This is a genomic window from Kosakonia beeri (genome assembly GCF_054165705.1).
This window is the reverse complement of record NZ_CM135106.1, coordinates 2,894,348-2,920,528: the sequence shown is the minus strand read 5'-3', so window position 1 is coordinate 2,920,528 and position 26,181 is coordinate 2,894,348. Positions and strand designations below refer to the sequence as shown.

22 protein-coding genes are annotated in these 26,181 nt (G+C 55.7%); 11 read left to right on the top strand and 11 right to left on the bottom strand.

What is annotated here, in order from left to right; all coding sequences use genetic code 11:
- Positions 1-62 precede the first annotated feature (62 nt).
- On the top strand, positions 63-2,708 hold the full coding sequence (locus tag ACUY4S_RS13870) for an aconitate hydratase (protein WP_458022274.1): 2,646 nt from the start codon (positions 63-65) through the stop codon (positions 2,706-2,708).
- Positions 2,709-2,716: 8 nt separating this feature from the next.
- Positions 2,717-3,616 carry a LysR family transcriptional regulator gene (locus ACUY4S_RS13865; protein ID WP_458022273.1) on the top strand — a complete coding sequence of 300 codons (900 nt, stop codon included), beginning with the start codon at positions 2,717-2,719 and terminating at the stop codon, positions 3,614-3,616.
- A 21-nt stretch (positions 3,617-3,637) separates the two neighbouring features.
- On the opposite strand, the gene ACUY4S_RS13860 is transcribed toward ACUY4S_RS13865, so the two are convergent.
- Both ACUY4S_RS13860 and ACUY4S_RS13855 read right to left on the bottom strand, forming a co-directional pair.
- Complete coding sequence (locus tag ACUY4S_RS13860; RefSeq protein WP_458022272.1) at positions 3,638-4,741, bottom strand: lactonase family protein; 1,104 nt, start codon at positions 4,739-4,741, stop codon at positions 3,638-3,640.
- A 147-nt stretch (positions 4,742-4,888) separates the two neighbouring features.
- Positions 4,889-5,791 carry a GntR family transcriptional regulator gene (locus tag ACUY4S_RS13855; protein WP_312685836.1) on the bottom strand — a complete coding sequence of 301 codons (903 nt, stop codon included), beginning with the start codon at positions 5,789-5,791 and terminating at the stop codon, positions 4,889-4,891.
- 150 nt (positions 5,792-5,941) lie between these two features.
- On the opposite strand from ACUY4S_RS13855, the gene ACUY4S_RS13850 reads away from it, so the two are divergent.
- Entirely contained in the window at positions 5,942-6,388 is a 447-nt protein-coding gene (locus ACUY4S_RS13850; protein ID WP_312685838.1) for a JAB domain-containing protein, read from the top strand.
- Positions 6,389-6,423: 35 nt separating this feature from the next.
- Here the strand turns inward: ACUY4S_RS13850 and ACUY4S_RS13845 are convergent, their stop codons facing one another.
- From ACUY4S_RS13845 to sppA, 4 genes are all read right to left on the bottom strand, one after another.
- Complete coding sequence (locus ACUY4S_RS13845) at positions 6,424-7,761, bottom strand: CitMHS family transporter (protein ID WP_458022271.1); 1,338 nt, start codon at positions 7,759-7,761, stop codon at positions 6,424-6,426.
- A gap of 487 nt (positions 7,762-8,248) precedes the next feature.
- Complete coding sequence (gene pncA / locus ACUY4S_RS13840; protein ID WP_458022270.1) at positions 8,249-8,890, bottom strand: bifunctional nicotinamidase/pyrazinamidase; 642 nt, start codon at positions 8,888-8,890, stop codon at positions 8,249-8,251.
- Between the two features lie 10 nt (positions 8,891-8,900).
- Positions 8,901-9,917 (bottom strand): asparaginase, encoded by a 1,017-nt coding sequence (gene ansA, locus ACUY4S_RS13835; RefSeq protein ID WP_312685844.1) that lies wholly within the window; start codon positions 9,915-9,917, stop codon positions 8,901-8,903.
- 62 nt (positions 9,918-9,979) lie between these two features.
- Positions 9,980-11,833: a signal peptide peptidase SppA gene (sppA, locus tag ACUY4S_RS13830; RefSeq protein WP_458022269.1), complete on the bottom strand. Its 1,854-nt coding sequence runs from the start codon at positions 11,831-11,833 to the stop codon at positions 9,980-9,982.
- Positions 11,834-11,996: 163 nt separating this feature from the next.
- Here sppA and ACUY4S_RS13825 point away from each other — a divergent pair, with 163 nt between their 5' ends.
- Complete coding sequence (locus tag ACUY4S_RS13825) at positions 11,997-12,548, top strand: NAD(P)H nitroreductase (RefSeq protein WP_312685848.1); 552 nt, start codon at positions 11,997-11,999, stop codon at positions 12,546-12,548.
- Between the two features lie 62 nt (positions 12,549-12,610).
- On the opposite strand, the gene phoC is transcribed toward ACUY4S_RS13825, so the two are convergent.
- A complete protein-coding gene (gene phoC, locus ACUY4S_RS13820) occupies positions 12,611-13,357 on the bottom strand; it encodes an acid phosphatase PhoC (protein WP_458022268.1) in 747 nt (248 codons plus the stop codon).
- 267 nt (positions 13,358-13,624) lie between these two features.
- Here phoC and selD point away from each other — a divergent pair, with 267 nt between their 5' ends.
- On the top strand, positions 13,625-14,668 hold the full coding sequence (gene selD / locus ACUY4S_RS13815; RefSeq protein WP_312685853.1) for a selenide, water dikinase SelD: 1,044 nt from the start codon (positions 13,625-13,627) through the stop codon (positions 14,666-14,668).
- Positions 14,669-14,672: 4 nt separating this feature from the next.
- Positions 14,673-16,616, top strand: coding sequence for a DNA topoisomerase III (locus tag ACUY4S_RS13810; protein ID WP_312685856.1), 1,944 nt, complete (start codon positions 14,673-14,675; stop codon positions 16,614-16,616).
- Positions 16,617-16,749: 133 nt separating this feature from the next.
- On the opposite strand, the gene gdhA is transcribed toward ACUY4S_RS13810, so the two are convergent.
- On the bottom strand, positions 16,750-18,093 hold the full coding sequence (gdhA, locus tag ACUY4S_RS13805) for an NADP-specific glutamate dehydrogenase (RefSeq protein WP_312685859.1): 1,344 nt from the start codon (positions 18,091-18,093) through the stop codon (positions 16,750-16,752).
- Positions 18,094-18,393: 300 nt separating this feature from the next.
- On the opposite strand from gdhA, the gene ACUY4S_RS13800 reads away from it, so the two are divergent.
- Entirely contained in the window at positions 18,394-18,612 is a 219-nt protein-coding gene (locus tag ACUY4S_RS13800) for a DUF1496 domain-containing protein (protein ID WP_312686792.1), read from the top strand.
- Here the strand turns inward: ACUY4S_RS13800 and ACUY4S_RS13795 are convergent.
- The 3 genes from ACUY4S_RS13795 to xthA are packed head-to-tail and all read right to left on the bottom strand — an operon-like array spanning position 18,578 to position 20,677.
- On the bottom strand, positions 18,578-18,994 hold the full coding sequence (locus tag ACUY4S_RS13795; RefSeq protein WP_312685862.1) for a pyrimidine (deoxy)nucleoside triphosphate diphosphatase: 417 nt from the start codon (positions 18,992-18,994) through the stop codon (positions 18,578-18,580). The two genes, ACUY4S_RS13800 and ACUY4S_RS13795, sit on opposite strands and share 35 nt — an antisense overlap.
- Before the next feature lie 16 nt (positions 18,995-19,010).
- Positions 19,011-19,865, bottom strand: a complete 855-nt coding sequence (locus tag ACUY4S_RS13790) for a sulfurtransferase (protein WP_312685864.1) — start codon at positions 19,863-19,865, stop codon at positions 19,011-19,013.
- A gap of 5 nt (positions 19,866-19,870) precedes the next feature.
- Positions 19,871-20,677, bottom strand: coding sequence for an exodeoxyribonuclease III (xthA, locus tag ACUY4S_RS13785; RefSeq protein ID WP_458022267.1), 807 nt, complete (start codon positions 20,675-20,677; stop codon positions 19,871-19,873).
- Positions 20,678-21,123: 446 nt separating this feature from the next.
- Between xthA and astC the strand changes: the two genes are divergently transcribed.
- Genes astC through astB form a run of 4 tightly spaced genes read left to right on the top strand, consistent with a single transcriptional unit; the run spans position 21,124 to position 26,172 of the window.
- A complete protein-coding gene (astC, locus tag ACUY4S_RS13780) occupies positions 21,124-22,344 on the top strand; it encodes a succinylornithine/acetylornithine transaminase (protein WP_312685866.1) in 1,221 nt (406 codons plus the stop codon).
- Entirely contained in the window at positions 22,341-23,375 is a 1,035-nt protein-coding gene (gene astA, locus ACUY4S_RS13775; RefSeq protein WP_312685867.1) for an arginine N-succinyltransferase, read from the top strand. The genes astC and astA overlap by 4 nt, the downstream gene beginning before the upstream one ends.
- Positions 23,372-24,850, top strand: coding sequence for a succinylglutamate-semialdehyde dehydrogenase (gene astD, locus ACUY4S_RS13770; RefSeq protein ID WP_458022266.1), 1,479 nt, complete (start codon positions 23,372-23,374; stop codon positions 24,848-24,850). The genes astA and astD overlap by 4 nt, the downstream gene beginning before the upstream one ends.
- Positions 24,847-26,172 (top strand): N-succinylarginine dihydrolase, encoded by a 1,326-nt coding sequence (gene astB, locus ACUY4S_RS13765; protein WP_312685871.1) that lies wholly within the window; start codon positions 24,847-24,849, stop codon positions 26,170-26,172. Before astD ends, astB begins: the two co-directional genes overlap by 4 nt.
- Positions 26,173-26,181 lie beyond the last annotated feature (9 nt).

Below are 26,181 nucleotides of genomic sequence, written 5' to 3'. Positions count from 1 at the left end.
CAGCGATCTTTATGACAGGTTAATTCCTAAGACAAGACCGATAAAGACGTAAGGCGCGCATAATGCACAAAACCGTTCCGTTGACCCCGTTCCGTTTTCACCGTTCAGACTTTCAGATAGTCGCCCTCGACAGCCTGTTACCGCTTCCCGCAGTGCAAAAATTACCGTGGTGCCTCCGGTTGTTGCTGGAAAATGTCGCCCGGCGGTCACCGGAAACCCTGCCCACGTTTTTGCATTACCTTTCTGGTGCGTTGCCGCCTGGAGAGGTGCTGTTCTATCCCGACAGGTTAATGTTCCATGACACGACCTGTTTGCCTGCGTTGGCGGACTTTGCGGCCATGCGCGATCTCATTGCCGAACAGGGCGGCGATGCACGCAAGATGAATCCGCGCATACCGGCGGTGCTGACTATCGATCACTCCGTGATTGTTGAACGTTATGCCAGCCCGGATGCGGTAGAAGAAAACCTGAGTATTGATTTTCACCGTAATCAGGAGCGCTACCGGTTTATCCGCTGGGCGGAACAGTCGCTGGATAACTTTCGCGTGATCCCGCCCGGTACCGGCATCATTCACTTGATGAATCTGGAGAATATCGCCGACGTGGTGAGCACCGATCGGCGCGGGGCAATCCCGCTGCTACACCCGGACTGCATGATCGCGACCGACAGCCACACGCCAATGATTAACGCCTTAGGCATTCTTGGCTGGGGCGTGGGCGGGCTGGAAGGGCAGGCTGCGCTGGTTGGTGAACCGGTTACGCTGCGTTTCCCGGACGTTGTCGGCATCCGCGTGAGCGGCGTTTTGCCTGCCGGTGTGACGGACAGCGATCTGGCACTGCATATCACCCGTTTGCTGCGCGAGCACGGTGTCGTGGGTAAGTTTGTTGAATTTACCGGCCCGGCGCTGGCGCACATGTCGGTGGAGTCGCGGGCGACTATCGCCAATATGGCCCCGGAATATGGCGCGACAGTAGTGCTGTTTCCCTACGATCGCCGCAGCGATGAGTATATGCGTCTTACCGGACGCAGCGAGGCGCACTGCGATCTGACATGGGCATATCTGGCGCGTCAGCAGTTGTTATACGATGCAGATGGGCCGCAACCGGATTATCACGCGGTGATTGAGATCGATCTGGCGGCTATCTCGCCAGCCATGGCCGGACCGGTCAACCCGCACCAGCAGGTAACGTTGCCTGAGGTGGCGCACAGTTTCAGCCAGACGTTGCCATCTGGCGAAAGCCAGCGTCAGTGGCAGCACTCCTGCTATGCCGAACCGGTGCGCCAGGGTGCAATCGCTATTGCCGCCATCACCAGTTGTACGACCACCGCCAATCCCCGGCTTATCATTCAGGCCGCGCTGTTTGCCCGCAATGTCGCGCGTGCCGGGTTGGTGCCGAAACCGTGGGTAAAAACCTCGTTCTCGCCCGGATCCCGCGCCGTGACCGATTATCTGACGCAGGCCGGGTTGTTAACGGAGATGGAAAAGGTCGGCTTTCATATCACCGGGTACGGATGTATGACCTGCATCGGCAGTTCCGGCGCGCTGCAACCGGCCATGGAAACGCTGGTAGCGGAAGGGCTTAAGGCTGTGTGTGTCCTTTCGGGGAACCGTAATTTCCCAAGACGTGTTAATCCGTCGTTAGGGCACGGTTATCTCACGTCGCCAGCGATGGTGATCGCCTGGTCGCTGCTTGGCAATATTCAGCACGATATTGCCGCCACGCCACTGGGTGTGGATACGCACGGGAAACCGCGTTATCTGGCTGATTTAATGCCAGACCACGAAGAGGTGCAGGCGATCGTGAGGCAATTCGTCACCCGCGAACATTACCAACTGCGTCGGGCAAGCGTGTGGCAAGGCACGCCGCACTGGCAGAATATCGCCGCGCAGGGCAGTACGTTTTTTCCGTGGGACACGACCTCGACCTATCTTCGCCGCCCCGGTTATCTGCAAGGGAAAGGGCGCGACCCGGCCGCGCCGCTAAGTTTACGCGGTGCGCGCGCTTTTTTGCGCCTTGGCGATGATGTCACCACCGATCATATTTCCCCGGCCGGGGCCATTGCCGCCGACAGCGCAGCAGGTCAGTGGCTGCTGGCGCAGGGGGAGTCTGTGAACGATCTTAATCTTTACTCCACGCGCCGCAGCAATCATGAGGTCATGATCCGTGGCGCGTTTACCAATTCGTCGGTTATCAATCGGTTGTTACCGATGGCGGCGCAGACGCGAGGCGGGCTTGCCTGGGCGGCTGATCATCAACAAATTATGCCGGTCTATGCCGCTGCGCAGAGCTGGCTACAACGACAGATCCCGCTGGTGGTGCTGGCAGGAGAGCGTTATGGCGCGGGGTCGAGTCGTGACTGGGCCGCAAAAGCACAGGCATTACTGGGCATTAAGGCCGTTGTGGCGTGCAGTTTTGAGCGCATTCACCGTACCAACCTCATCGGCATGGGCATCATTCCGTTGTGTTTTCTGCCAGGCGAGGCGAAGAATGTCCCGCCTCTGGATGGCAGTGAACAGCTGGATTTTAGTGGGCTGGAATGCCTGAGTCCCGGCCATACCGGGGTGAGTATGACCATTTCGCGACACGGCACGCCGATAGCCAGCATACAATTGCAGGCGGCGATCGACTCCACACAGGAGCTGCGTTATCTCATGCACGGTGGCATTTTGCCGTATGTCATTCACCAGACTATCCATTCTCAATGAGGGAGAGCATGCGCTACGACCTGACCACGCTGTCGCTGTTTGTGGCCGTGGCTGAAGAACAAAACCTGACCCGCGCGGCCCGGCGTAAACACATGGCTGTTTCGGCGGCCAGTAAACGCATCAGCGAGCTGGAATTGCAGGTTGGTACGCCGCTGCTGCTGCGGTTGCCGCGCGGTATTGAACTGACCCCCGCCGGCCACTCGTTGCTCTTTCATGCCAGAACCATTGGCAAAAATCTTGCGCAAATGGAAGAAGAACTCGGGGATTATGCCGCCGGTGTTCGCGGGCATATTCGCATTTGCGCCATCCAGGCGGCTTTAATGCATCACCTGCCGCTGGCGCTCAATCGGTATCTTGCGGCCTTCCCACAGACGGATATCGACATAGAAGAGCGCACCGGCATGGGCGTGGTACAGGGGCTACTCGAGGGCAGCGTCGATGTGGGGTTTTTCTCTACCTGGACCACCCCCGCGGGGCTTGAGGTCTGGCCATGGCGTGAAGACAGTCTGGCCGTGTTGATGGCGATCGAACATCCACTGGCAATGCGAGACGCGCTGAGATTAAGTGAGTGCGCTGGCGAGAAAATGATTGGCGCGCACCGCGACAGCACGGTCAGCCGTATGCTCGAGCGGGAAGCGGCAAAATCAGGCATTACGCTGGACATTAACCTACGGGTGAGCAGCTTTACCTGCATGGCTGAACTGGCGCGCCAGGGGCTAGGGATCGCCTTGTTACCGGTCAACGAAGTCAATCACTTCACCTTGCACCCGGCGCTGAAATGCATTCCGCTGGAGGAGCGCTGGGCAAAGCGCGAACTGCTGGTAGCAACGCGCCGCTATCACGAGGCGTCTCCGGCCGCTAAATCACTGATCGATCATCTGACCGGTGGGCAGCGTGCCCCGCAGTGAATAGCGACTGCGGGGTGGGGATTACACAAAGCAGATGCAGGTGGGGCTCTCCGCCGGAATAATCATACCGCTTGCAGTCAGCATGCCGGACCCGGCATCAACGTGGAATTCACACAGCGTGTCGGCGTCTTCGTTGGCACTGTAGAAGCAGGTCCCTTCGGGCGAAAAAGCGGTAAAGCGCGGCGTTTTGCCGCCACAGTTTACCCACTCGGTGGCTGTCAGCGTACCGTGTTGTTGATCAATGCTGAAAATACCGATGCTGTCATGCCCCCGGTTCGCAGCGTAAAGAAAGCGCCCGCTCCGGTGTACTTCTACTTCGCTGGCGTCGCTGCGCTCTTCCCAGCCATCAGGCAGACTGCTGAGGGTCTGTTTCAGGCTGAGTGAGCCGCGTGAGGCATCATAATCGAAGACACAGAGGGTGTTCCCCAGTTCTGTGAGGCAGTATAGCCAGCGCCCGGAGGGATGAAAGTCGACGTGTCGCGGCCAACTGCCGTCGGCCAGCCGGACTTCGTCCGTTTTTATCACCTCGCCTTGCTGAAAACGGTAAATTTGCAGCATATCAAGGCCCATTCCTGCATCGCGGCCCTGAACGGGAACCGCGAAATGCTGCTGATCCGGGGCGAAGATGATCTCGTGAGGACGCGAGAGGTTTTTTGCGGCGCCCACGGCGGCAGGGCGACCGGCAATGGGGGTAAACGCCAGCGGTGGCGAAAGCGCATCGGCATTTTCTACGGCCAGGCAGGCAATATTTCCTGCTTCGTGGTTGGCAATCAGCACGTATTTTTCATCGGGCGTCAGCACAGCGTGAACCGGGTTATTCCGCCGAAGAGGATCCAGGTCCGGGTGACGGTTAGCAGGGCCAGTGGTTTGATCGGACAGCCAGCGTAGTTCTCCGCTCTGGCTGTTGCGCTGATAGACGCTGATCCGATCACCGTCACCGTGGATTGCATACAGTCGCGTTGCCGCTGCGTTGAGGGTAAGCCATGAGGGATTTTCCTGTGATGAAGCGAGCGTCTGCACCAGGTGCCAGACGCCTGGTGCATCTATCCGAAAAACCTTAATTCCGCGTCCACGTGCGCCGCGTCTCTGCGACGTTCGGCAGCCAATGTAAGCATAAGAGGGCATGATCGACTCCTTGTTGATGTGCATTTATTAAAGTTTAAATGCACATTTTAGGCAGCGATCTGGATCACGATAAGAATAAAAATAAAATAAAATCAATAATCAAACAAAAGCGAAATAACAGCAGTACATCAACAAAAGCACTTCATGTCAGGCCTTGGCTAAGACCTGCGTGTCGATACGGCTCTTATTGTGTAGCGCTTTCACCAGATGCTGTTTCATGGTGTACGACGCCTCAATTAATTGACCGGATTCAATCAGTTCAAGAATATGCAAATGATCTTTCACTTCGGCATAGTAGCGGCCGCGATCGTCCATAATGCGGTAGTCCAGCAAGCGGCGCATGCGGTTGACATTACGCAGGGAGATTTCGAAATAAGGATTGTTAGAAAAACTGATCAATGTCTCATGAAAGCGATAACCCGCCAGTTGCAGCAGCGCAGGCGAAAGTTTTTCAATGCCGGAGTCGAGCAACATCTGCAGCTCTTTTTTCAGTTCCGCCACCTTATCCTGCGGGGCTTTATAGGTCGGTTCCAGGATCGCCATCGGTTCGATCACCATACGAAAGCTGAAGATTTGCTCGAGCGCTTGTTTGGTTTTGGCGACGGGCAGGAAACGCCAGCCATACCCTTGCTTACGCTCCACCCATCCTTCGCTCATGGCGCGGCTCAGAATAATATTCAACTGGGTTTTCGATAAGTCATAGGTGCGCAGCAAATATTGTTCTGTGACTTCAGCTTCGATATTGTCCTGCAACCAATCTTCAGCGATTTTGTAATACTCTTTCGGCAGATCGCCATCGGTATTGCGTAAGTTGCTCACATGCGCCTGTGGCTGGTAATCATCGTTGACAAAAAAACCGCGGTTTTTTTGCTGGTTAAGAATGCCTTTAAATTCCAGAAACAGTAACGCTTCACGTACCGGGGAGCGGGAGACATCGAAATTCTCCGCCAGCTTTGGCACGCTTAAATGCGCGCCTGGCGACAACATTCCGCCGTCGATCATGCTGATAATTTTGTCTGAAATACGTTCCGTCAGTGAGCTAACCTTCATATAAGCTGCCTTATGCCTGTGCAGGGTGCATCTGGATGCAGATCAATGCCAATATTATTGCATTTTAAAAAATTTAAATGCAATCATGGCGCGCTGAATAACCCGGCACAGAACAGGGTATTAACGCGTTGAGAACAAAAGAGACGGCTAATGACCGATGATGAGCGCCAGATTATTGCGCAGGCAATAGAGATCCTTGACCGACGCTTACGCGAGCCCGGTTTGAAAATGACCGGTTCAGAAACAGTGAAGCAGTTTTTGCGCTTAAGCCTGGAGCCGGATGAGCGGGAAGTCTTTGCCGTCATGTTTCTCGACAATAAAAATACCCTAATCGGCTTCGAGAAATTATTCCTTGGCACCATCAATCGTGTGGAAGTGCACCCCCGAGTCATCGCGCAACGCGCACTACAGCTTAACGCCGCAGCCCTTATTCTGGCGCATAACCACCCCTCCGGGGATCCATTATTAAGCCGTTCCGATTATCAGTTAACCAAAGATATTCAGAAGGTAATGCGCTTGCTAAATATTGTGGTCCTCGATCATCTGGTGATTGGCTCTCATGGGATATTTTCGCTCGCAGAAAAAGGTCTGATGTAAAAAAGCGGGCACGCGAAAAGCTGCCCGCGTCGTTATCACCGGGAATAGAGCGGATAAATCCCCAGCAGTAAACCGCAGGCGAGAAATAACATGCACAATAAAAATGCCCATTTAAAGGTGTATTTCTGATGATCGCTGAACTCCACCCCCGCCAGCCCGACCAGCAAATAGGTCGAGGCGACCAGGGGGCTAAGCAGGTGCACTGGCTGGCCAACCAGCGATGCCCGGCCAATTTCTACCGGCGCGATACCATAGGTTTTTGCGGCTTCGGCAATCACCGGTAATACGCCGTAATAAAAGGCATCGTTCGACATAAAAAAAGTACCGGGCAAGCTAATTAAGGCCGTGATAGGCGCTAAATATGGACCAAAGCTGTCAGGTAAAATATCCAGCAGCGTGCCCGACATGGCGGTCACCATTCCGGTGCCGGAGAGAATACCGGCAAAGATCCCTGCCGCAAGGAATATCGAGGTCTGATTAAGGGCCGCAGGCGCATGGGCCGCAATACGCTGACGTTGCGCTTCAAGCTGCGGATAATTGATCAGCAACGCCAGCGCAAAGGCAATCATAAATAAGACGGCCAGCGGCAGTAATTCCAGCACCAGTGAAACCATTAATACGGTAGTCAGCGCAGAATTAATCCAGAACAGCTTAGGGCGACGCAGGGCCTCTTTTTCATCCGGCGCGTGGGTAATATAAGCCGCGGTTGTCTCTTCAGCGGCAAATTTCCGCCCGAGATGACCGGGGTGAATTGACAGCGTTCCCAGGCGCTGGCGCTCCCGCATGCCAATAAACCAGGCCAGCGCCAGTACACCAATAAAGCCGACAATCATTGTGGGAATTAACGGAATAAAGAGCTCGCTGGATTCCACTTTTAAGGACGCCGCGACTCTGGCGAGCGGGCCGCCCCACGGCAGCAGGTTAGTGATACTCCCCGACAGGAACACCACGCAGGTTAGCGCAAGCGGATCGAGGCGGATGCGTTTAAAGAGGGGTAACATGGCAGTCACACAGATCATATAGGTGGTCGAGCCATCGCCATCCAGCGACACCATTGCCGCCAACACCGCGGTGCACATCACCGCTTTAACGGGGTCGCCTTTAATAACGCGGATAAAGAAGCGAATAATCGGATCAAACAAGCCCGTGTCAAACATGGTGCTGAAATAGAGAATGGCGAAAATCACCATGATCGCGGTGGGGGCCACTTTCTTCAGACCGTCAATCATCATGCCGCCCATGTCGGCGCTGAAGCCTGCAAGCATGGCGAAAATAATCGGGATCAGCGTTAATGCCACTAGCGCCGAAAGTTTCCGGGTCATGATCAGCACCATAAAAACAACAATCATGCCGTAACCTAAAAGTGAAAGCATAAGGATCTCCTGCCGGCGCGGAGAGATCGCGCCAACTGTCAGAAAGTTCGCGTCTGTTTTCGCGGGGCTGTTCATCCCCGCGGTGCAAGTTGATAGCCTGCCACCTGAGGTCTGCTACGGGCTAAGCCTGTGCAGGGGGGTTGTGGTGGCTTAGGGGTGATAAAGCGTCATAAATACTCCAGAGGTCAGTTAATTGTTTTCATAATGTTAACAACATTCGATCAAATGGGTTTTTTAGCAAGAAAAATGCAATAAAATTGTGAGTCAAATCGATTAAAAACCGATCATCACTGCCCAAGGTGAGCACTGCTTGCGGGGGTGAAATGCAATATTCAAGAGGTATCAGTTTATAATTAGAGCGTTTTTTTCATCTGCGAATGTGCAATGCACAGAAATGCATAATTTTTACGGCATAAATGCATTTATGTGATAAAAAGTGCATTTTACGTGCGTGGCGGAAACGCAATGCTTCCGCCAGCAAGGGGGATTACGGCTGCGTTTCTTGCCAGTCCGCCAGGGTGTAAAGCGTGGCACCGGCAGCCGCCATTGCCATAAAGGCCTGCGCGCTGTCGTCAGCATGAAGATTCACACCGCGGCAGCCATCGGTGATCACACTGACCTGATAACCGAGTTGTAACGCATCCAGCACGGTGAATTTTACGCAGTAGTCGGTGGCCAGCCCGAGGACCACCAGTTCGTTAATACCGTGTTCGCGCAACCAGCCATCAAGGGCGGTTTTCTGCCGGTGGCCGTTATCAAAAAACGCGCTGTAGCTGTCCAGCAAGGGGTTTTCCCCTTTATGGAATACCGCCGCAATCGCTGTTTTATCCAGCAGCGGATGCAACTGAGCACCTTCACTGTGTTGCACACAGTGATCGGGCCAGAATGTTTGCGGCAGGCCATCCAGCTCGCCCTGGCTGAAGGGCGCTGCGTGATGCTGGCTGGCGAAGCTGCCGTGATCCGCCGGGTGCCAGTCAAGGCTGGCCACGATGGTTTCTGCGCGTGCGTGGCACCAGGCCATCATGGCATTGGCAATGTCCACCGTACTGTCGCCTTCTGCGACAGCCAGTGCGCCACCCGCACAAAAATCATTCTGGATATCGACCAGCAGCAAAGCGCGTTGCGTCATGGTTGCCTCCTCACTCGTCCGGCGTCAGTTCACCGCGCAGGTTTTGGGTCATTGCGCTGCGGATTGCATCGGCATCCAAATCCTGGCTTAACAGATAGTGAAGTTTAGTCAGCGTGGCTTCTACCGTCATGTCCGCGCCGCCAATCACACCGGCATGGGCGAGGGCGTTGCCGGTGGCATAGCCGCCCATATTCACTTTGCCGGACATGCACTGGGTCAGGTTCACTACCACAATGCCGCGCGCGCTGGCTTCCTGCAGCTCTTTGAGAAACTCACCATTTTGCGGTGCGTTGCCCACACCATAAGAACGCAGGATCAGCGCTTTTACCGGCTGGCGTAAGAAGTTGCGCACGACATCGGCAGAAATACCGGGGTAGATAGTGACAACGCCAATCGGTTGCGGAGTGATCGGATGCACTACCAGTTCCCCCACGGTGTAAGGCGCAGGCGGCGTATTAAGACGACGAATATGGATACCCGCTTCAAGCAGCGGCGCGAGATTGGGCGAGGCAAAAGCATCAAAACCATCCGCATGCGCTTTGGTGGTGCGGTTCCCCCGGAACAGACGGTTATTGAAAAAGAGTGCCACTTCGTTGATGGGGAAATTCGCCGCCACATACAGCGCATTCAGCAGGTTGATCTGCCCGTCTGAACGCAGTTCCGCCAGCGGAATTTGTGACCCTGTCACAATGACCGGTTTACCGAGATTTTCCAGCATAAACGACAGTGCAGAAGCGGTGTACGCCATGGTGTCGGTGCCGTGAAGGATGACAAAACCGTCGTACTGGTCATAGTTCGCTTTGATATCGTCGGCGATATGTTGCCAGTCTTCCGGCGTCATATCGGAGGAGTCCATCAACGGATCGTATTCGTGGATGGTAAAGTCGGGCATTTCCGGACGATGGAATTCAGGCATCAGCGCCAGCTGACGTTGCAGGTGCCCGGATACAGGCACATAGCCGTGCTCAGAGCGCTGCATACCGATGGTCCCGCCCGTGTAGGCTACGTAAATGGATTTTTTTTGCATAATAATAAGTTCTTAGCATCAAAAAAATCCCCTCCGGCGGGAGGGGACGTGAACAGGCGATTTTAGCGGATATTGGCGCAGTTGAGACAGAGCGCGTAACGATTTTGTGGATCGTTAAACACGGCCAGTTTATCCGTTTCGTTTTTGACTTCCAGCGCGGCACTCGCCAGCGGGGCGGGCAGATACGCCTGTAAGGCCTGCGGCAACATGGCGCGAACAGAGCCGGACATGCTGTCCATTACCCGGTCAAAGAAGCTGGCTTCCTCTTCGTAGTAATCGACGTGCCACTGTTTAAGCTTCGCCAGTTCAGCGGCTTTCGCCAGCGCGTCGTCAAAGTCACCCAGCCCATCGACCAGACCATTAGCTTTCGCATCCTGCCCGGTCCAGACGTGGCCTTGCGCAATCTGATCGATCTGCTCCGGCGTACTGTTGCGCGATTTCGCCACCAGCGTGATAAAGCGTTTATAGCCATTTTCTATGCTGAGCTGCATCATCTGCTGCACTTCATCCGGCAGGGCTTTGGTCATGCTGATATCCGCCAGCGGTGACGTCGCCACACCGTCAGTATGCACGCCAATGCTGCTGAGGCTGTTTTCCACGGTGTTGATAACCCCAAAGATACCGATAGAACCGGTAAGGGTGCTGGCATTAGCCAGAATGTAGTTTGCCGGGGTAGAGATCCAGTAACCCCCGGACGCGGCCATTCCGCCCATCGAAACCACCACCGGTTTGCCTGCCGCTCTGACCGCCGCCAGTTCGGAACGGATCACTTCTGATGCGCTGACGCTGCCACCAGGGCTGTTAACACGCAGCACAATGGCTTTTACTTTCGGATCCAGACGAGCATCGCGGATCTGCGCGGCGGTGGTGTCACCGCCCACGTTACCCGGCGTCTCTTCTCCATCCATGATCGCGCCATTGGCGAAAATCACCGCCACGGTATCGCCGACATCACTCGGTTTCTTCAGCGAATAGTCATAATAACTGACGGCACGGAAGTTCTTATCCTGGTCGCTCCAGCCAAACTGTTTAACCAGTGCTTTTTCCGCATCGGCAGCGGAGCCCAGTTCATCCACCAGTTTGTTATCCAGCGCATATTTCGCGGTATCGCCATCGGCTTTGCGTAAACCATCCAGCATGGCCTGCGCCCCAGGGAACACCTGCTGCGCGGTGATCTGGCGGTTCGCGGCCACGGTATTAAGGTAGTTTTGCCACAGCTCATTGATCCAGCGGCTGTCGGCCTCGCGCGCAGCGGGCGACATATCGTCACGGATAAACGGCTCGACGGCTGATTTATATGTACCGACGCGGAACACATGCGTGGTGACTTTCAGCTTATCCAGCAGCGATTTGTAATAAAGCCCGTTGGTAGCAAAGCCGTGCAGGTCAACCACACCCTGCGGCGAGAGCCAAATCTTGTTGGCGAAACTGGCAAGGTAGTACTGCCCCTGGCTGTAGTTATCTCCGACGGCATACACCGGTTTACCGCTGTCGCGGAATTCGCGTAGCGCTTTACCGATATACTGCATCGATGGCTGATCGGCACCGGCGAAGTTTTTCAGATCCATCACGATGCCGGTAATATTGCGATCGTTTTGCGCCTGGCGGATGGTTTCAACGATGTCGAACAAGGAGTTCTCTTGCAGGCGATCGGAACTGGCGCCAAAGAACTGACGACCCAGCACGCCGAGCCGGTTGCTGGCGCTCGGTTTGTCGACGACCACACCGGAAATATCCAGCAGCAAAGCACCGCGACTACTGTGATCGGCTTTACCGCTGCTGACCTGCATCCAGATGCCTACACCCACCAGCACCAACAAGATAAAGAACAGATTCAGCACCAGATTGCGGATAAAGTTCAGCAATCGCCAGGCCCACTTAAAAAAACCGGCAATAATACGCCAAAGGGTTCGCATGTATTCTCCCTGGTAGTTAACGCCCACCGCTGCCCTGAGCGGCAAAGTGTGGTTATCCTAATTACCCCGCCGTCACTTGTCAGCAGGAATCGCCTCCGGCGCTGTAACAAATTCTACGCCCGTGTTAATTTTATGAATAAATTTGACTACAGGAGGTTAACTAATGGACGCACTTGAATTGCTCGTCAACCGTCGCAGTGCTTCCCGACTGGCGGAGCCAGCGCCGACAGGTGAACAACTGGACAACATTCTTCGCGCCGGAATGCGCGCTCCGGATCATGGCACGCTGCAACCGTGGCATTTTTTCGTCGTTGAAGGCGAAGGGCGCGAGCGTTTCAGTCAGATTCTGGAACAGGGCGCTGTGGCGGCCGGCCAGGATGAAAAGGGCATCGAAAAAGCCCGCACTTCACCGTTTCGCGCACCGCTGATTATTGCGGTGGTCGCCAAATGCGAAGCACACCCTAAGGTCCCGGAATGGGAACAGTTGCTTTCGGCGGGGTGTGCTGTGATGGCCATGCAAATGGCGGCGCTGGCGCAGGGGTTTAATGGTATCTGGCGTACGGGGCCGTTGACCGACAGCCCGGTCGTGCGTGAGGCATTTAACTGCCGCGAGCAGGATAAAATCGTCGGCTTCCTCTACCTCGGCACCCCGCAACTGAAAGCATCCACCACCGTCACGTTACCGGACACCACGCCGTTTGTGACGCGTTTCTGAACAGCAGACTATCTCTTGCAGGCCCGGTCAACGTCATCGCGCTGCCGGGCCATTCTGAACGTTTATTTGCGCTGAGCGGCAAATTCATCTTTGGCTTTTTGTAACTGCTGCAGGAAAGCCGGGTTGGTGTGCAGCGTGGCGACAACCGCCGAACCGACAATACGCGCAGCATCAACATCACTCTGCCAGTGGTAACCGCAAATCACCCGGCTCTGGCCAAGATCGAAACCACGTTTAAAGATCTGATCCTGGCGCGCCGGATTCACCTCCGCCAGCACTAGCGCGGTTGCCCAGCCGATGGACGTATGGCCGGAGGGATAAGAGCCATTTTTCGACAGCGTGTCCTGCTCTTTGGTATTGCAGGTCGGTACGCCATAGAAGGCAAACGGGCGGATACGCATATATTTCTGTTTCGCCCCACGGGTGGCCAGATCGCCAGCGTCTTCAATCATGTTGGTCAGCAGCTTATGTAGCTGCGGAGAATCCTTCTCGGTAATGGGTGAGCCAAATGCGGCCGAGAAGGCATTTGCCACGCCTCCCGCACTCAGGTTGGCGTCTTCAGCCGCCTGTTTACCTCGTTCGGTGTTGCGCAATAAACGGCCTTGTTCATACATCGCCTGATCGTTCAAAAATGCAATGCTGCCCACTTCTGGCGGAGGCGGCAACAGCGCCAGGCTGTCAATCGCCTGATTATTTTTAAGGTAGTAAAGGTCAGGTTTGGTGGTGGCATCGTTGCCCGCAGGCACCAACGCCAGTGCGCTGGTAGAAAGCAGGCTGGCAAGACAAAATGCGAGAATATTTTTTTTCATTCGCCGTAGTTCCTTGGTGTTGGATAATGTCCGTTGCCCTCTCAGGCTCTGTCATATTTCTGTCACAATTAGAAAAAAATTAAATTGGCTTAGCTCGCAAAATGACAGATGAGATGCTCTCTGGCGACAGCCGTGACGTAAAAACAGGCGCGTCAGGGGCGGCTTTCGTTCGCTTAATGAGCAACAGCGCGCGATTTCAGATTGCCAGACTTATCACCTTACCGTTTGGGCGCTACCATAGCGGGATTGCATTGACAGGAGATGTCCATGAGCGAGCAAGTTATACGTTTAACGCAATACAGCCACGGAGCCGGTTGCGGTTGTAAAATTTCCCCCAAAGTGTTGGATACTATTCTGCACAGCGAGCAGGCGAAGTTTCTCGACCCGAACTTGCTTGTCGGCAACGAAACGCGCGATGACGCCGCCGTTTACGATCTGGGTAACGGTACCTGCATTATCAGCACCACTGACTTTTTTATGCCGATTGTCGATAACCCCTTCGATTTTGGCCGCATTGCCGCCACCAACGCCATCAGCGATATTTTTGCGATGGGGGGGAAACCGATCATGGCGATCGCGATTCTGGGCTGGCCGATTAACACCCTGGCACCAGAGATTGCCCGCCAGGTGATTGAGGGTGGCCGCTTTGCCTGCCAGCAGGCGGGCATTGTCCTTGCGGGCGGGCACTCTATTGATGCGCCAGAGCCCATCTTTGGTCTTGCGGTAACGGGCGTGGTGCCTACTGAGCGCGTGAAGCGAAACAGCACCGCCGAGGCGGGGTGTCGGTTATTCCTGACCAAACCGCTGGGGATTGGCGTTCTCACAACCGCTGAGAAAAAGTCGCTGCTGAAAGCAGAACATCAGGGACTGGCGACTGAAGTGATGTGCCGGATGAATATCGCCGGGGCGGCGTTTGCCGCTATCGACGGGGTGAAAGCCATGACGGATGTCACCGGTTTTGGCCTGCTCGGGCATTTGAGCGAAATGTGTCAGGGCGCAGGCGTGCAAGCGCAGATCAACTGGCAGGATGTGCCGAAGTTACCCGGTGTCGAAGCCTATATCGCACAAGGCGCGGTACCGGGCGGTACGCAACGCAACTTTGCAAGCTATGGCCATTTAATGGGTGAAATGCCGGCTGACGTGCGTGACCTGTTGTGCGATCCGCAAACCTCTGGCGGGCTGCTGCTGGCGGTCTTGCCAGAAGCGGAAACGGCAGTGAAAGCCACGGCGGCAGAATATGGCATTGAACTGAGCGCCATTGGCGAACTGGTGCGTGCCCGTGGCGGCCGCCCGATGATCGAGATCCGTTAATTTTATGCGGTTATTTATTGCCGAAAAGCCCAGTCTGGCCCGCGCTATTGCCGATGTGCTGCCAAAGCCGCATCGCAAAGGCGACGGCTACATTGAGTGTGGTAATGATCAGGTGGTGACCTGGTGTATCGGTCACCTGCTGGAGCAGGCGCAACCCGATGCTTACGACAGCCGTTATGCCCGCTGGAACCTGGCTGATTTGCCGATTGTGCCTGAGAAGTGGCAGTTACAGCCACGCCCCTCAGTGCTCAAGCAGATTAACGTCATTAAGCGTTTGCTCGCCAGTGCAGAACAGGTGGTACACGCGGGTGACCCGGATCGCGAAGGGCAGTTGCTGGTCGACGAAGTGATCGACTATTTGCAACTGGCCCCGCAAAAGCGCCAGCAGGTGCAGCGCTGCCTGATCAACGACCTTAACCCACAGGCGGTAGAAAGAGCGATTGAACGCCTGCGCGCCAACAGCGAATTTATTCCGCTGTGCGTGTCGGCGCTTGCCCGCGCCCGCGCCGACTGGCTGTACGGCATTAATATGACCCGCGCTTATACCTTACTTGGCCGTAATGCGGGCTATCAGGGCGTGTTGTCTGTTGGTCGTGTACAGACGCCCGTCCTCGGGTTGGTGGTGCGCCGCGATGAAGAGATCGAAAACTTCATCGCCAAAGATTTTTTTGACGTGAAAGCCCACATCCTCACTCCGGCGGGTGAACGCTTTACCGCATTGTGGCAGCCGAGCGAAGCGTGTGAGCCCTACCAGGATGAAGAAGGGCGCCTGCTGCACCGCCCGCTGGCGGATCATGTGGTCAGCCGTATTTCCGGGCAGCCCGCTATCGTCACGGCGTATAACGATAAACGGGAATCAGAACTGGCTCCGCTGCCGTTTTCGCTGTCGGCGCTGCAAATCGAAGCGGCTAAGCGTTACGGACTAAGCGCGCAAAATGTTCTGGATACCTGCCAGAAACTGTACGAAACCCACAAACTCATTACCTACCCGCGTTCTGATTGCCGCTATCTGCCGGAGGAACATTATGCCGGGCGGCATGCTGTGATGAATGCAATCAGCGTTCACGCGGCAGATTTACTGCCGCAGCCAGTGATCAACCCGGATACCCGCAACCGGTGCTGGGACGATAAAAAGGTCGATGCGCACCATGCCATTATCCCGACCGCTCGTGCCGCGAAGGTCAATCTTACCGAGAACGAAACCCGGGTTTACAACCTGATCGCCCGCCAGTATTTGATGCAGTTCTGCCCGGATGCGGTATTTCGCAAATGTCAGATCGATCTGGATATTGCCAACGGCAAGTTTGTTGCAAAAGCCCGTTTCCTTGCTGAGGCAGGGTGGCGTACCTTGCTGGGCTCGAAGGAACGTGATGAAGAAAACGACGGGACGCCATTACCTGTCGTGGCGAAAGCAGATGAACTGCTGTGCGAAAAAGGCGAAGTGGTCGAGCGTCAGACTCAACCGCCGCGTCATTTTACCGACGCCACCTTGCTCTCTGCCATGACCGGAATTGCACGGTTTGTGCAGGATAAAGACCTGAAAAAGATCCTTCGTGCCACCGATGGTCTGGGCACCGAAGCGACCCGCGCCGGGATTATCGAACTGTTGTTTAAACGTGGTTTCCTGGTGAAAAAAGGGCGCTATATTCATTCAACCGATGCGGGGCGGGCGCTGATCCATTCGCTGCCGGAAATGGCGGCCCGACCGGATATGACCGCGCACTGGGAATCCGTGCTGACGCAAATCAGTGAGAAAGAGTGCCGTTACCAGGATTTTATGCAACCGCTGGTCGGCACGTTGCATGAGCTTATCCACCAGGCGCGTAATACCCCGGTACGTCAGTTTCGCGGGCTGATTGCACCGGGCGGGGAAAAGAAAAAGAGCTTTGCGAAAGGTCGGGGTAAAAAACGCCCGCCAGCGGCGGAAACCCCGACAGAGATGTCGTAGGCTGGACCTACGTGCCAGTCGCCATACTGCGGGGGCGGCTGGCGCGTTGCTTATCCGGTCAGAAACCTGACGCTAAGCGCAGCGCCACCCGGCATTATGCCAGTTGGCCTGCGCCTTGCGAGTTCGAACCGGGTTAAATGACGCCCTGCGCCAGCATGGCGTCGGCGACTTTGACAAAACCGGCAATATTCGCCCCACGCACATAGTGCGTCTGTTTACCTTCTCCACCGTATTCCACACACGCCTGGTGAATGTCGAGCATGATATGGTGCAGACGGGCATCCACTTTCTCCGCTTTCCAGCCCATGCGCGCCGCGTTTTGGGCCATCTCCAGACCTGACGTTGCCACACCACCGGCATTGGCCGCTTTCCCGGGGGCAAACAGGACGCCAGCGTCAAGGAACAGTTCTGTTGCTTCGATGGTGGTAGGCATATTGGCCCCTTCAGCAACGGCTTTAACCCCATTGGCAATTAGCAGGCGGGCAGCGTCAGTATCAAGCTCGTTTTGCGTGGCACACGGCAGCGCAATATCTACCGGTACGGACCACGGTTGCTGACCTTCGAGATAGGTCAGGCCAAATTCGCGCGCATAATCGGCAATACGACCATCGCGGCTGGCTTTGATTTCGCACAGGCGGGCGAGTTTTTCTGCGGTAAAGCCGGACTCATCGACCACGGTTCCGGCCGAATCAGAGGCTGTGACCACGCGGGCGCCAAAGGCCATGGCTTTCTCAATCGCGTACTGCGCGACGTTGCCGGAACCCGACACGGCGACGCGCAGGCCTTCAAAACTCAGCCCGTGGCGTTTTAACATGGCTTCAGTGAAGTACACCAGACCGTAACCCGTCGCCTCCGGGCGGATCAGGCTGCCGCCAAATGATAACCCTTTACCGGTGAAGACACAGGCCGTGTTGTTAGAGAGTTTTTTCATCATTCCGGCCATAAAACCGACTTCACGCGCACCAACGCCAATGTCGCCCGCAGGCACGTCGGTGTCGGCCCCCAGGTGACGATAAAGTTCGCTGATCAACGCCTGGCAGAAACGCATCACTTCGCCGTCGCTTTTGCCTTTTGGATCGAAATCGCTGCCGCCTTTACCTCCACCCATCGGTAGAGTGGTGAGGGCATTTTTAAAGGTTTGTTCAAAACCCAGAAACTTCAGGATGGATAAATTCACCGAGGGGTGAAAGCGCATTCCGCCTTTGTACGGGCCAATGGCCGAACTGAATTGCACGCGCCAGGCACGGTTAACCTGCACCTGGTTGCGGTCGTCCACCCACGCAACGCGGAACTGGATCACGCGTTCCGGTTCTACCAGACGCTCCAGCAGTGAAAACTGGCGGTAACGGGGGTTGGCTTCGAGAAAAGGCCAGAGGGTAGTCATAACTTCACGAACGGCCTGCGAAAACTCCGGCTGGTGTGGATCGCGTTGTTGAACATAAGCAAGAAATGATGCAAGAGAGTGGGTCTGATCCATAGATATAAGTTTCTCTTATCGGTGTGAATGTCTTGTGGTTGTGTGCGCAAAAAATGGGCGCTTTTGGACTATAACATCCGCAATGCGGCAGCGGGCAAGGGAAAAATTCGCTCACCAGGCAAATTAATAACCCCCGTGCTGTCATAACTAAAACCGATGATCCGTGAAATTAAAGTCCTGCCAAATAGATCCGTTATAGTAATTAGTGGAGTCAATTAGAAAGGACAAGTTATGACCCGTTTCACGTGGGCAGTGGCGACAACATTACTGGTCGCCTCCTATGGTGTGCTGGCGGAACGTATGCCGTCGCCTGGTATTGAAGTGAATGTTCCCGCTGAGGTGTTCAGCTCCGGCGGCCAGACGCAAACCACACAGCCCTGCATGCAGTGCTGTGTTTATGGCAATCAAAATTATACCGAAGGGGCGGTGATCAAAACCGAGGGCGTGCTTCTGCAATGCCAGCGTGATGAGAAAGCGTTGTCCACTAATCCGCTGGTATGGCGCCGCGTGAAGCCATAAACGCCTCCAGCAGCGGGACGTCTGCCGGGGCGAGCGATTGTTGCAGCGCATCGGCGGGCGTACACCATAGCAGGGCGCTGTGGTAGTGCCGCGTGGGTTCTCCCTGAAAGTGCACCACATGCCAGGCATGTAAATGAATTAACCGCCCGGAGACTTCGCGCTGATGGCTGGCGACGTAACCTGCCGGGTGGGCTTCAATGCCCAGTTCTTCGCGCAATTCGCGCGTCAGTGCCTGCGGCTGACTTTCGCCGGGTTCGACTTTCCCACCCGCCAATTCCCACAACCCGGCCTGATCGGCATGCCCGGGGCGTTGGGCGAGTAAAATTTTGCCATCGCGTTCAATAATAGCGGCGACCACATCGATACTGTTGCGTGTTGTCATACGAGCCTGTTTTCCATTAAGAGGACTGGCTCCATTCAAACCAGCCGCCGTCATACACGGCAATACGTTGCCAGCCAAGCGAGCGGGCGATCAGAAAAGCCAGCGATGCGCGCCAGCCCGTGCCGCAATAAAATACCACCTGTTTGTCGCCAGTGATCTGCTCCTGTTGCCACAAAGTGGCAATCTCTTGTGGGGCGCGCAGTGTGCCATCCGGGCAGTGGTAATTCTCAATATACTGACTGTCGCCTTCTGCATGCCCCCAACGGGCTCCCGGGATCTCGCCGGCTGCAGCAATGTAACCATAACCGCTGGTGGCGCCGGTGAATTCAGCCCGGCTACGTACGCTGACCAGCACCGTATCCGGTTGCGCCAGTAACTGGCGGGTTTGAGATTGATTCAGCAGCCATTGCGGCTGCATGGGTAGTGGTGCGGTAAAAGGTTCGGCGTGAAGGCGGCGGGCTGGGCCCACCTCCACCTTCAGTCCTGCGCGCAGCCAGCATTGCCAGCCGCCATCAAGCAAACGCACATCCTGGATCCCGGCGTATAACAGAATTTGCGCGAGCCGCTCGGCGGCGTAATTACCGCGACCGTAGAGGATCACAGGGGTGTCGACGTGCAGGGCATAGCGGGTCAGCACGGCGCGCAGACGTGTGGGGGAAACAACATTCCACAGCGGCGGTGCTTCTACCTCGCGCGTATCCATATACACTGCGCCGGGAATGTGCCCGGCGCGATAGGCTTGCGCGGCCTCGTAACCCACTTCCAACAACCGCCATTCCCGGTCTGGCGCAGCGGCCTGATTACACTGGTGCTGCAAATCGTTGAGCCAGTCAACACTGACCCACGGGCTGCAAACGGGCGCGGAGTCCATCAGTTTCAGATCTTAAAGGTGGCCCAGACCGGCGCGTGGTCGGAGGGTTTTTCCATACCGCGGATGTCATAATCAATACCGGTTTCGATGCAGCGCTCTGCCAGCGGCTGGCTCGCCAATAGCAGGTCTATGCGCAGGCCACGGTTATCATCAAAGCCTTTAGAGCGGTAATCAAACCAGGAAAAACGATCCTGCGTGTCCGGGTTGGCTTCGCGGAATGTGTCAACCAGGCCCCAGCTTTTCAGGCGATCCATCCATTCGCGTTCTTCCGGCAGGAATGAGCATTTACCGGTACGCAGCCAGCGTTTGCGGTTCTCTTCGCCAATGCCGATATCCAGATCCGTCGGGCTGATGTTCATGTCACCCATGATCAGCACCGGGTTCTCTTTTTTCAGTTCGGTATCAAGGAACTGCTGAAGATCCTGGTAGAACTTCTCCTTCGCCGGGAATTTCAGCGGATGGTCGCGGCTTTCGCCCTGGGGAAAGTAACCATTAATAACGGTGATATCGCCAAGCGGAGAGGGGATCTCTGCCATGATGATGCGGCGTTGCGCTTCGATGCCATCGTTGGGGAAACCGCGGCGTACCGAGACAGGCGTGGCTTTCGTCAGCAGCGCGACCCCGTAGTGGCCTTTTTGCCCATGATAGAACACGTTGTAGCCAAGGCGTGCCACCTCTTCGAGGGGGAACATATCATCATGAACTTTTGTCTCCTGCAGGCCGATCACATCCGGCTGATGCTGTTCTACAAGGGCCTGAAGTTGATGGGGACGGGCGCGCAGCCCGTTGATATTAAAAGAGACAAATTTCATAGTCGCAGCCACTTAGCAGAGTGAAAGATGCAGAGATGTTAGCAGAGTTTATGTTTCGCAACTGCCACTTATTGGTACGGCGCTTGTTTTGCCTGCCCCTTTGCACAAAAAACGCGCCAGCTGCCCTGTTTCTGTGCAGGATGCGCTTAAAAAGGGTGGTGGATGAAAATTAATTTCGCTGATGATCACAGTTCCAATATTAATTATTCTTATTGCATAAAGTCTCACGCCATTCCGCCTGCCATCACACATCGATCGCGAATTATTCACTTTTTATGCAATTAAAGTGAATGGCGACAGGTTGTAAGTGGTTGAATTATTGTTGAACAACCCCGTTTATGCATTTTCTCCGCTAGCTGGCACGAACCATGCAATCTACATTTACAGCGAAAGTCTTCACATTCGTTAACATTTTATAAACTTTTTATTTACCGGATGAGGTCGCTATGTCTCTGTCAATTACGCGTGAAAATTTTGATCAATGGATGTTGCCTGTCTACGCGCCAGCACCTTTTATTCCGGTTCGCGGAGAAGGCTCACGTCTGTGGGATCAGCAAGGTAAAGAGTATATCGATTTCGCGGGGGGGATTGCCGTTAACGCGCTGGGACATGCGCACCCGGCATTATGCAACGCCCTGAGTGAGCAGGCGGCTAAATTCTGGCATACCGGCAATGGCTACACGAATGAACCGGTGTTGAAACTGGCGAAGCGGCTACTGGATGCAACGTTTGCCGACCGTGTTTTCTTTTGTAACTCGGGCGCGGAAGCAAATGAGGCCGCGTTAAAGCTGGCGCGTAAATATGCTCACGATAACGCTGGCGCGCAGAAAAGCGGCATTGTTGCATTCAAAAATGCCTTTCATGGTCGCACATTGTTTACCGTGAGTGCGGGCGGCCAGCCTGCCTATTCGCAGGACTTTGCGCCGCTACCGCCGGCAATCCAGCACGCGGTGTATAACGATCTGGCTTCCGCCAGTGAATTGATCAATGACGACACCTGCGCGGTGATTGTCGAGCCTGTGCAGGGCGAAGGCGGCGTGGTGCCAGCCAGCACCGCGTTCCTGCAAGGTTTGCGCGAGCTCTGCGACCGCCATAACGCACTGCTGATCTTTGATGAAGTGCAAACCGGTGTTGGCCGCACCGGCGAGCTGTATGCCTATATGCATTACGGGGTGACGCCAGATGTGCTCACCACCGCCAAAGCCTTGGGCGGCGGATTCCCGATTGGCGCAATGCTGACGCGTGAACAGTTTGGCAAGGTGATGAATGTTGGTACACACGGCACAACTTACGGTGGTAACCCGCTGGCCGGGGCCGTTGCCGGAACGGTGCTTGACCTCGTTAATACCCATGAAATGCTAAACGGCGTGAAACAGCGTCACCAGTGGATAACCGAGCAACTGGCGGCCCTGAACGAACGCTATCACCTGTTTAGTGACATTCGCGGCCTCGGGTTGCTGATTGGCTGCCAGCTTGCGGAAGAATACGCCGGGAGTGCAAAGCTCATTTCGCAGCTGGCGGCGTTGGAAGGGGCAATGGTACTGATTGCCGGCGCGAATGTGGTGCGTTTCGCGCCCGCGCTGAATATCAGTGAAGAAGAGATCCGCGTCGGGCTGGAGCGTTTTGCCCGCGCGTGTAAGGAATTCGTTGCGGAGCGTTCATCATGATGGTGATCCGTCCTGTCGCTGAGGGCGATCTCGCGGCACTGCTGGCGCTCGCCGGGAAAACCGGGGGCGGGCTGACCTCTCTCCCGGTTGATGAAGCCACACTTGCGGCACGAATTGAACGTTCGCGTCGCACCTGGGCGGGGGAACTGGCGAAGAGTGAGCAGGGGTATGTTTTCGTACTGGAAGAGACGCAAAGTGGCGAAGTGGCCGGGATTTGCGCCATCGAAGTGGCAGTGGGGCTTAACGATCCCTGGTACAACTACCGTGTGGGCACACAAGTACATGCGTCAAAAGAGCTGAATGTCTATAACGCGTTGCCGACCCTGTTCCTCAGTAATGATCACACCGGCAGCAGTGAACTGTGCACGTTATTTCTCGATCCCGCCTGGCGCAAAGACGGCAACGGCTATTTGTTGTCGAAATCGCGGTTTCTGTTTATGGCCGCCTTCCGCGATTGCTTTAACGAAAAAGTGGTGGCGGAAATGCGCGGCGTGATTGACGAGCATGGCTATTCGCCTTTTTGGGAGAGTCTGGGGAAACGTTTTTTCTCGATGGAATTCAGCCGGGCTGACTATTTGTGTGGCACCGGGCAGAAAGCCTTTATTGCTGAACTGATGCCGAAGCACCCTATCTACACCCATTTTCTGTCGGAAGAGGCGCAGGCGGTAATCGGGCAGGTGCATCCACAAACGGCACCTGCCCGTGCGGTACTGGAAAAAGAAGGTTTCCGTTATCGCAACTATGTCGACATTTTCGACGGCGGTCCGACCCTTGAGTGCGATATTGACCGGGTCAGAGCCATCCGCAAGAGTCGTCTGGTGACCGTTGGCGAAGGCCATCGCGCGCCCGGCGAATGGCCGGCCTGCATGGTCGCGAATGAGCAATACCAACAATTTAGGGCCATGCTTATTACAGCCGATCCGGCCTGCGAGCGCCTGTTATTAACGCCAGCAGAGCTGGATGCCCTGAAATGCCAGCCGGGTGACACGGTTCGTCTCGCCCGCCTTTGCGCTGAGGAGAAATCACAATGAGTCTATGGATTAATGGCGACTGGATCACCGGCGAAGGAGAGCGTCGGGTAAAAACCAACCCGGTGAGTCATGAAGCGCTGTGGCATGGCTTCGACGCAACGGCTGCGCAGGTTGAGCAGGCCTGTGAGGCGGCACGTAAGGCTTTTCCACTGTGGGCGCGCCAGCCATTTAGCACTCGCCAGGCCATTGTCGAGAAATTCACGGCGCTGCTGGAGGCGAATAAAACCACGCTGGCGGAAATTATTGCGCGCGAAACCGGTAAGCCACGCTGGGAAGCGCTGACAGAAATCACTGCGATGATCAACAAAGCGGGGATTTCGGTGAAGGCATACCATACCCGAACCGGTGAGCAACATACCGAAATGGCCGACGGCGCCGCGACATTGCGTCACCGCCCTCACGGCGTGCTGGCGGTATTTGGCCCGTACAACTTCCCGGGCCATTTACCTAACGGGCACATTATTCCGGCGCTGCTGGCAGGCAATACTCTGCTGTTTAAACCCAGTGAACTGACGCCATGGACCGGGGAAGCCGTGGTGAAACTGTGGGAGCAGGCGGGTTTGCCTGCTGGTGTGCTTAACCTGCTGCAGGGCGGTCGTGAAACCGGGCAAGCCCTGAGCACGCTTCCAGGCGTGGATGGACTGCTGTTTACCGGCAGTGCGCAGACAGGCTATCAGTTACATCGCCAGCTTGCCGGGCAGCCGGAAAAGATCCTGGCGCTGGAAATGGGGGGCAATAACCCCTTAATTGTGGACGAACCCGAGGACATTGATGCCGCTGTACATCTGGCGATCCAGTCGGCATTTATTACTGCCGGTCAGCGTTGTACCTGCGCCCGTCGTTTGTTGGTGAAACGCTCCGCAACCGGGGACGCTTTTCTGCAACGACTGGTGGAGGTCAGTGCACGGTTAATTCCACAGGCGTGGGACGCAGAGCCGCAACCGTTTATGGGTGGGCTGATTTCAGCCGGGGCGGCTCACCACGTCATACAAGCCTGGCAGGCGCATGAAGCACGCGGGGGTAAAACCTTGCTGGCGCCACGCCTGTTATCGGAAGGTACATCATTGCTGACGCCAGGCATTATCGCGTTAACGGGCGTTGCCGATGTGCCAGATGAAGAGGTCTTCGGCCCGTTGTTAGGCGTCTGGCGTTACGATGACTTTGATGAGGCCATCGCTCTGGCTAACGCTACCCGCTATGGGCTGGCCTGCGGCCTGATATCGTCAGATCGCGAGAAGTTTGACCGGTTATTGCTCGAAGCCCGCGCCGGGATCGTTAACTGGAATAAACCCCTGACCGGTGCGGCCAGCACCGCGCCATTTGGCGGAGTGGGCGCATCAGGCAATCACCGCGCCAGCGCCTGGTACGCGGCGGATTATTGTGCCTGGCCGATGGCAAGCCTCGAAACGGCGACATTACACCTGCCGCAAACGCTCAGCCCGGGACTCGATTTTGCCCATGAGGAGCCGCGATGAAAGCGCGTGAAGTGAACTTTGATGGCCTGGTGGGGTTAACCCACCACTATGCCGGGCTGTCGTTTGGTAATGAGGCCTCGACCAGACATCGTTTCCAGCTTTCCAATCCACGGCTGGCGGCGAAACAAGGGCTACTAAAAATGAAGGCGCTGGCGGATGCCGGTTTCCCGCAGGGAGTGATCCCGCCGCAGGAACGGCCAAATGTTGCGCTGCTGCGCCAGTTGGGCTTTAGCGGCAGTGACGAACACGTTGTTGCGAAAGCCGCGACCCAGGCGCCACATTTGCTCTCAGCGGCCAGTTCTGCATCGGCCATGTGGGTGGCGAATGCTGCAACAGTGTGCCCGTCGGCGGATGCCCTCGATGGCAAAGTGCATCTGACAGTGGCGAACCTGAATAACAAGCTCCACCGGGCAACAGAAGCACCGACCACGGAAGCGTTGCTCCGGGCAATTTTCCCCGATCGGGACACCTTTGCTATCCACGGCGCGCTGCCGCAGGTGGCGATGCTGGGCGATGAAGGCGCTGCGAATCATAACCGCTTCGGTGGCGATTATGGCGAACCCGGTATGCAACTCTTTGTTTATGGTCGGGAAGAGGGGGGCGAGACGGGGCCAGCCCGATACCCGGCACGACAAACATTAGAAGCAAGTCAGGCTGTGGCGCGGCTGAATCAGGTTGATCCGCAGCGTGTGATTTTTGCCCGCCAAAACCCGGATGTCATCGATCTTGGCGTCTTCCACAATGATGTGATTGCCGTTTCCAACCGGCAGGTGCTGTTTTGCCATGCGCTGGCCTTTGTCGATCAGCCGCGTTTGTTAGCCGAATTGCGTGCCCACGTTCCGGGGTTTATGGCGATTGTGGTACCGCAGAGCGCCGTATCGGTAGAGGATGCGGTAGCAACCTATCTGTTTAACAGTCAGCTTTTGAGTCGTGACGATGGCAGCATGATGTTGATATTGCCACAGGAGTCGCAGACGCACGCCGGCGTTTGGCGTTATCTGAATACACTGCTGGAGCAGGATAACCCCATTAGCGAGCTGAAGGTGTTTGATTTGCGTGAAAGCATGGCGAATGGGGGAGGCCCAGCCTGTTTGCGTCTGCGGGTCGTGCTTAGCGAGACGGAGCAACAGGCGGTAAACCCGGCAGTCATGATGAACGACAGGTTGTTTACTACGCTCAATGACTGGGTTGATCGCTATTATCGCGATCGCCTGACGCAGGCCGATTTAGCCGATCCACAGCTGTTGCGTGAAGGACGCGAAGCGCTGGATCGTTTGACGCAGCTACTGAACCTGGGGTCTGTTTATCCATTCCAGCGTTAACAGGAGGTC

Excerpts from the sequence above, each read along its gene's own strand:
- ACUY4S_RS13870 (WP_458022274.1), top strand. The coding sequence starts at position 63 with ATGCACAAAACCGTTCCGTTGACCCCGTTCCGTTTTCACCGTTCAGAC.
- astA (WP_312685867.1), top strand. The coding sequence starts at position 22,341 with ATGATGGTGATCCGTCCTGTCGCTGAGGGCGATCTCGCGGCACTGCTG.
- astB (WP_312685871.1), top strand. The coding sequence starts at position 24,847 with ATGAAAGCGCGTGAAGTGAACTTTGATGGCCTGGTGGGGTTAACCCAC.
- ACUY4S_RS13855 (WP_312685836.1), bottom strand. The coding sequence starts at position 5,791 with ATGAAGGTTAGCTCACTGACGGAACGTATTTCAGACAAAATTATCAGC.
- selD (WP_312685853.1), top strand. The coding sequence starts at position 13,625 with ATGAGCGAGCAAGTTATACGTTTAACGCAATACAGCCACGGAGCCGGT.
- pncA (WP_458022270.1), bottom strand. The coding sequence starts at position 8,890 with ATGACGCAACGCGCTTTGCTGCTGGTCGATATCCAGAATGATTTTTGT.
- ACUY4S_RS13825 (WP_312685848.1), top strand. The coding sequence starts at position 11,997 with ATGGACGCACTTGAATTGCTCGTCAACCGTCGCAGTGCTTCCCGACTG.
- ansA (WP_312685844.1), bottom strand. The coding sequence starts at position 9,917 with ATGCAAAAAAAATCCATTTACGTAGCCTACACGGGCGGGACCATCGGT.
- ACUY4S_RS13790 (WP_312685864.1), bottom strand. The coding sequence starts at position 19,865 with ATGGACTCCGCGCCCGTTTGCAGCCCGTGGGTCAGTGTTGACTGGCTC.
- astC (WP_312685866.1), top strand. The coding sequence starts at position 21,124 with ATGTCTCTGTCAATTACGCGTGAAAATTTTGATCAATGGATGTTGCCT.
- ACUY4S_RS13865 (WP_458022273.1), top strand. The coding sequence starts at position 2,717 with ATGCGCTACGACCTGACCACGCTGTCGCTGTTTGTGGCCGTGGCTGAA.
- ACUY4S_RS13795 (WP_312685862.1), bottom strand. The coding sequence starts at position 18,994 with ATGACAACACGCAACAGTATCGATGTGGTCGCCGCTATTATTGAACGC.
- ACUY4S_RS13800 (WP_312686792.1), top strand. The coding sequence starts at position 18,394 with ATGCCGTCGCCTGGTATTGAAGTGAATGTTCCCGCTGAGGTGTTCAGC.
- ACUY4S_RS13810 (WP_312685856.1), top strand. The coding sequence starts at position 14,673 with ATGCGGTTATTTATTGCCGAAAAGCCCAGTCTGGCCCGCGCTATTGCC.
- phoC (WP_458022268.1), bottom strand. The coding sequence starts at position 13,357 with ATGAAAAAAAATATTCTCGCATTTTGTCTTGCCAGCCTGCTTTCTACC.
- sppA (WP_458022269.1), bottom strand. The coding sequence starts at position 11,833 with ATGCGAACCCTTTGGCGTATTATTGCCGGTTTTTTTAAGTGGGCCTGG.
- xthA (WP_458022267.1), bottom strand. The coding sequence starts at position 20,677 with ATGAAATTTGTCTCTTTTAATATCAACGGGCTGCGCGCCCGTCCCCAT.
- gdhA (WP_312685859.1), bottom strand. The coding sequence starts at position 18,093 with ATGGATCAGACCCACTCTCTTGCATCATTTCTTGCTTATGTTCAACAA.
- ACUY4S_RS13860 (WP_458022272.1), bottom strand. The coding sequence starts at position 4,741 with ATGCCCTCTTATGCTTACATTGGCTGCCGAACGTCGCAGAGACGCGGC.
- astD (WP_458022266.1), top strand. The coding sequence starts at position 23,372 with ATGAGTCTATGGATTAATGGCGACTGGATCACCGGCGAAGGAGAGCGT.
- ACUY4S_RS13850 (WP_312685838.1), top strand. The coding sequence starts at position 5,942 with ATGACCGATGATGAGCGCCAGATTATTGCGCAGGCAATAGAGATCCTT.
- ACUY4S_RS13845 (WP_458022271.1), bottom strand. The coding sequence starts at position 7,761 with ATGCTTTCACTTTTAGGTTACGGCATGATTGTTGTTTTTATGGTGCTG.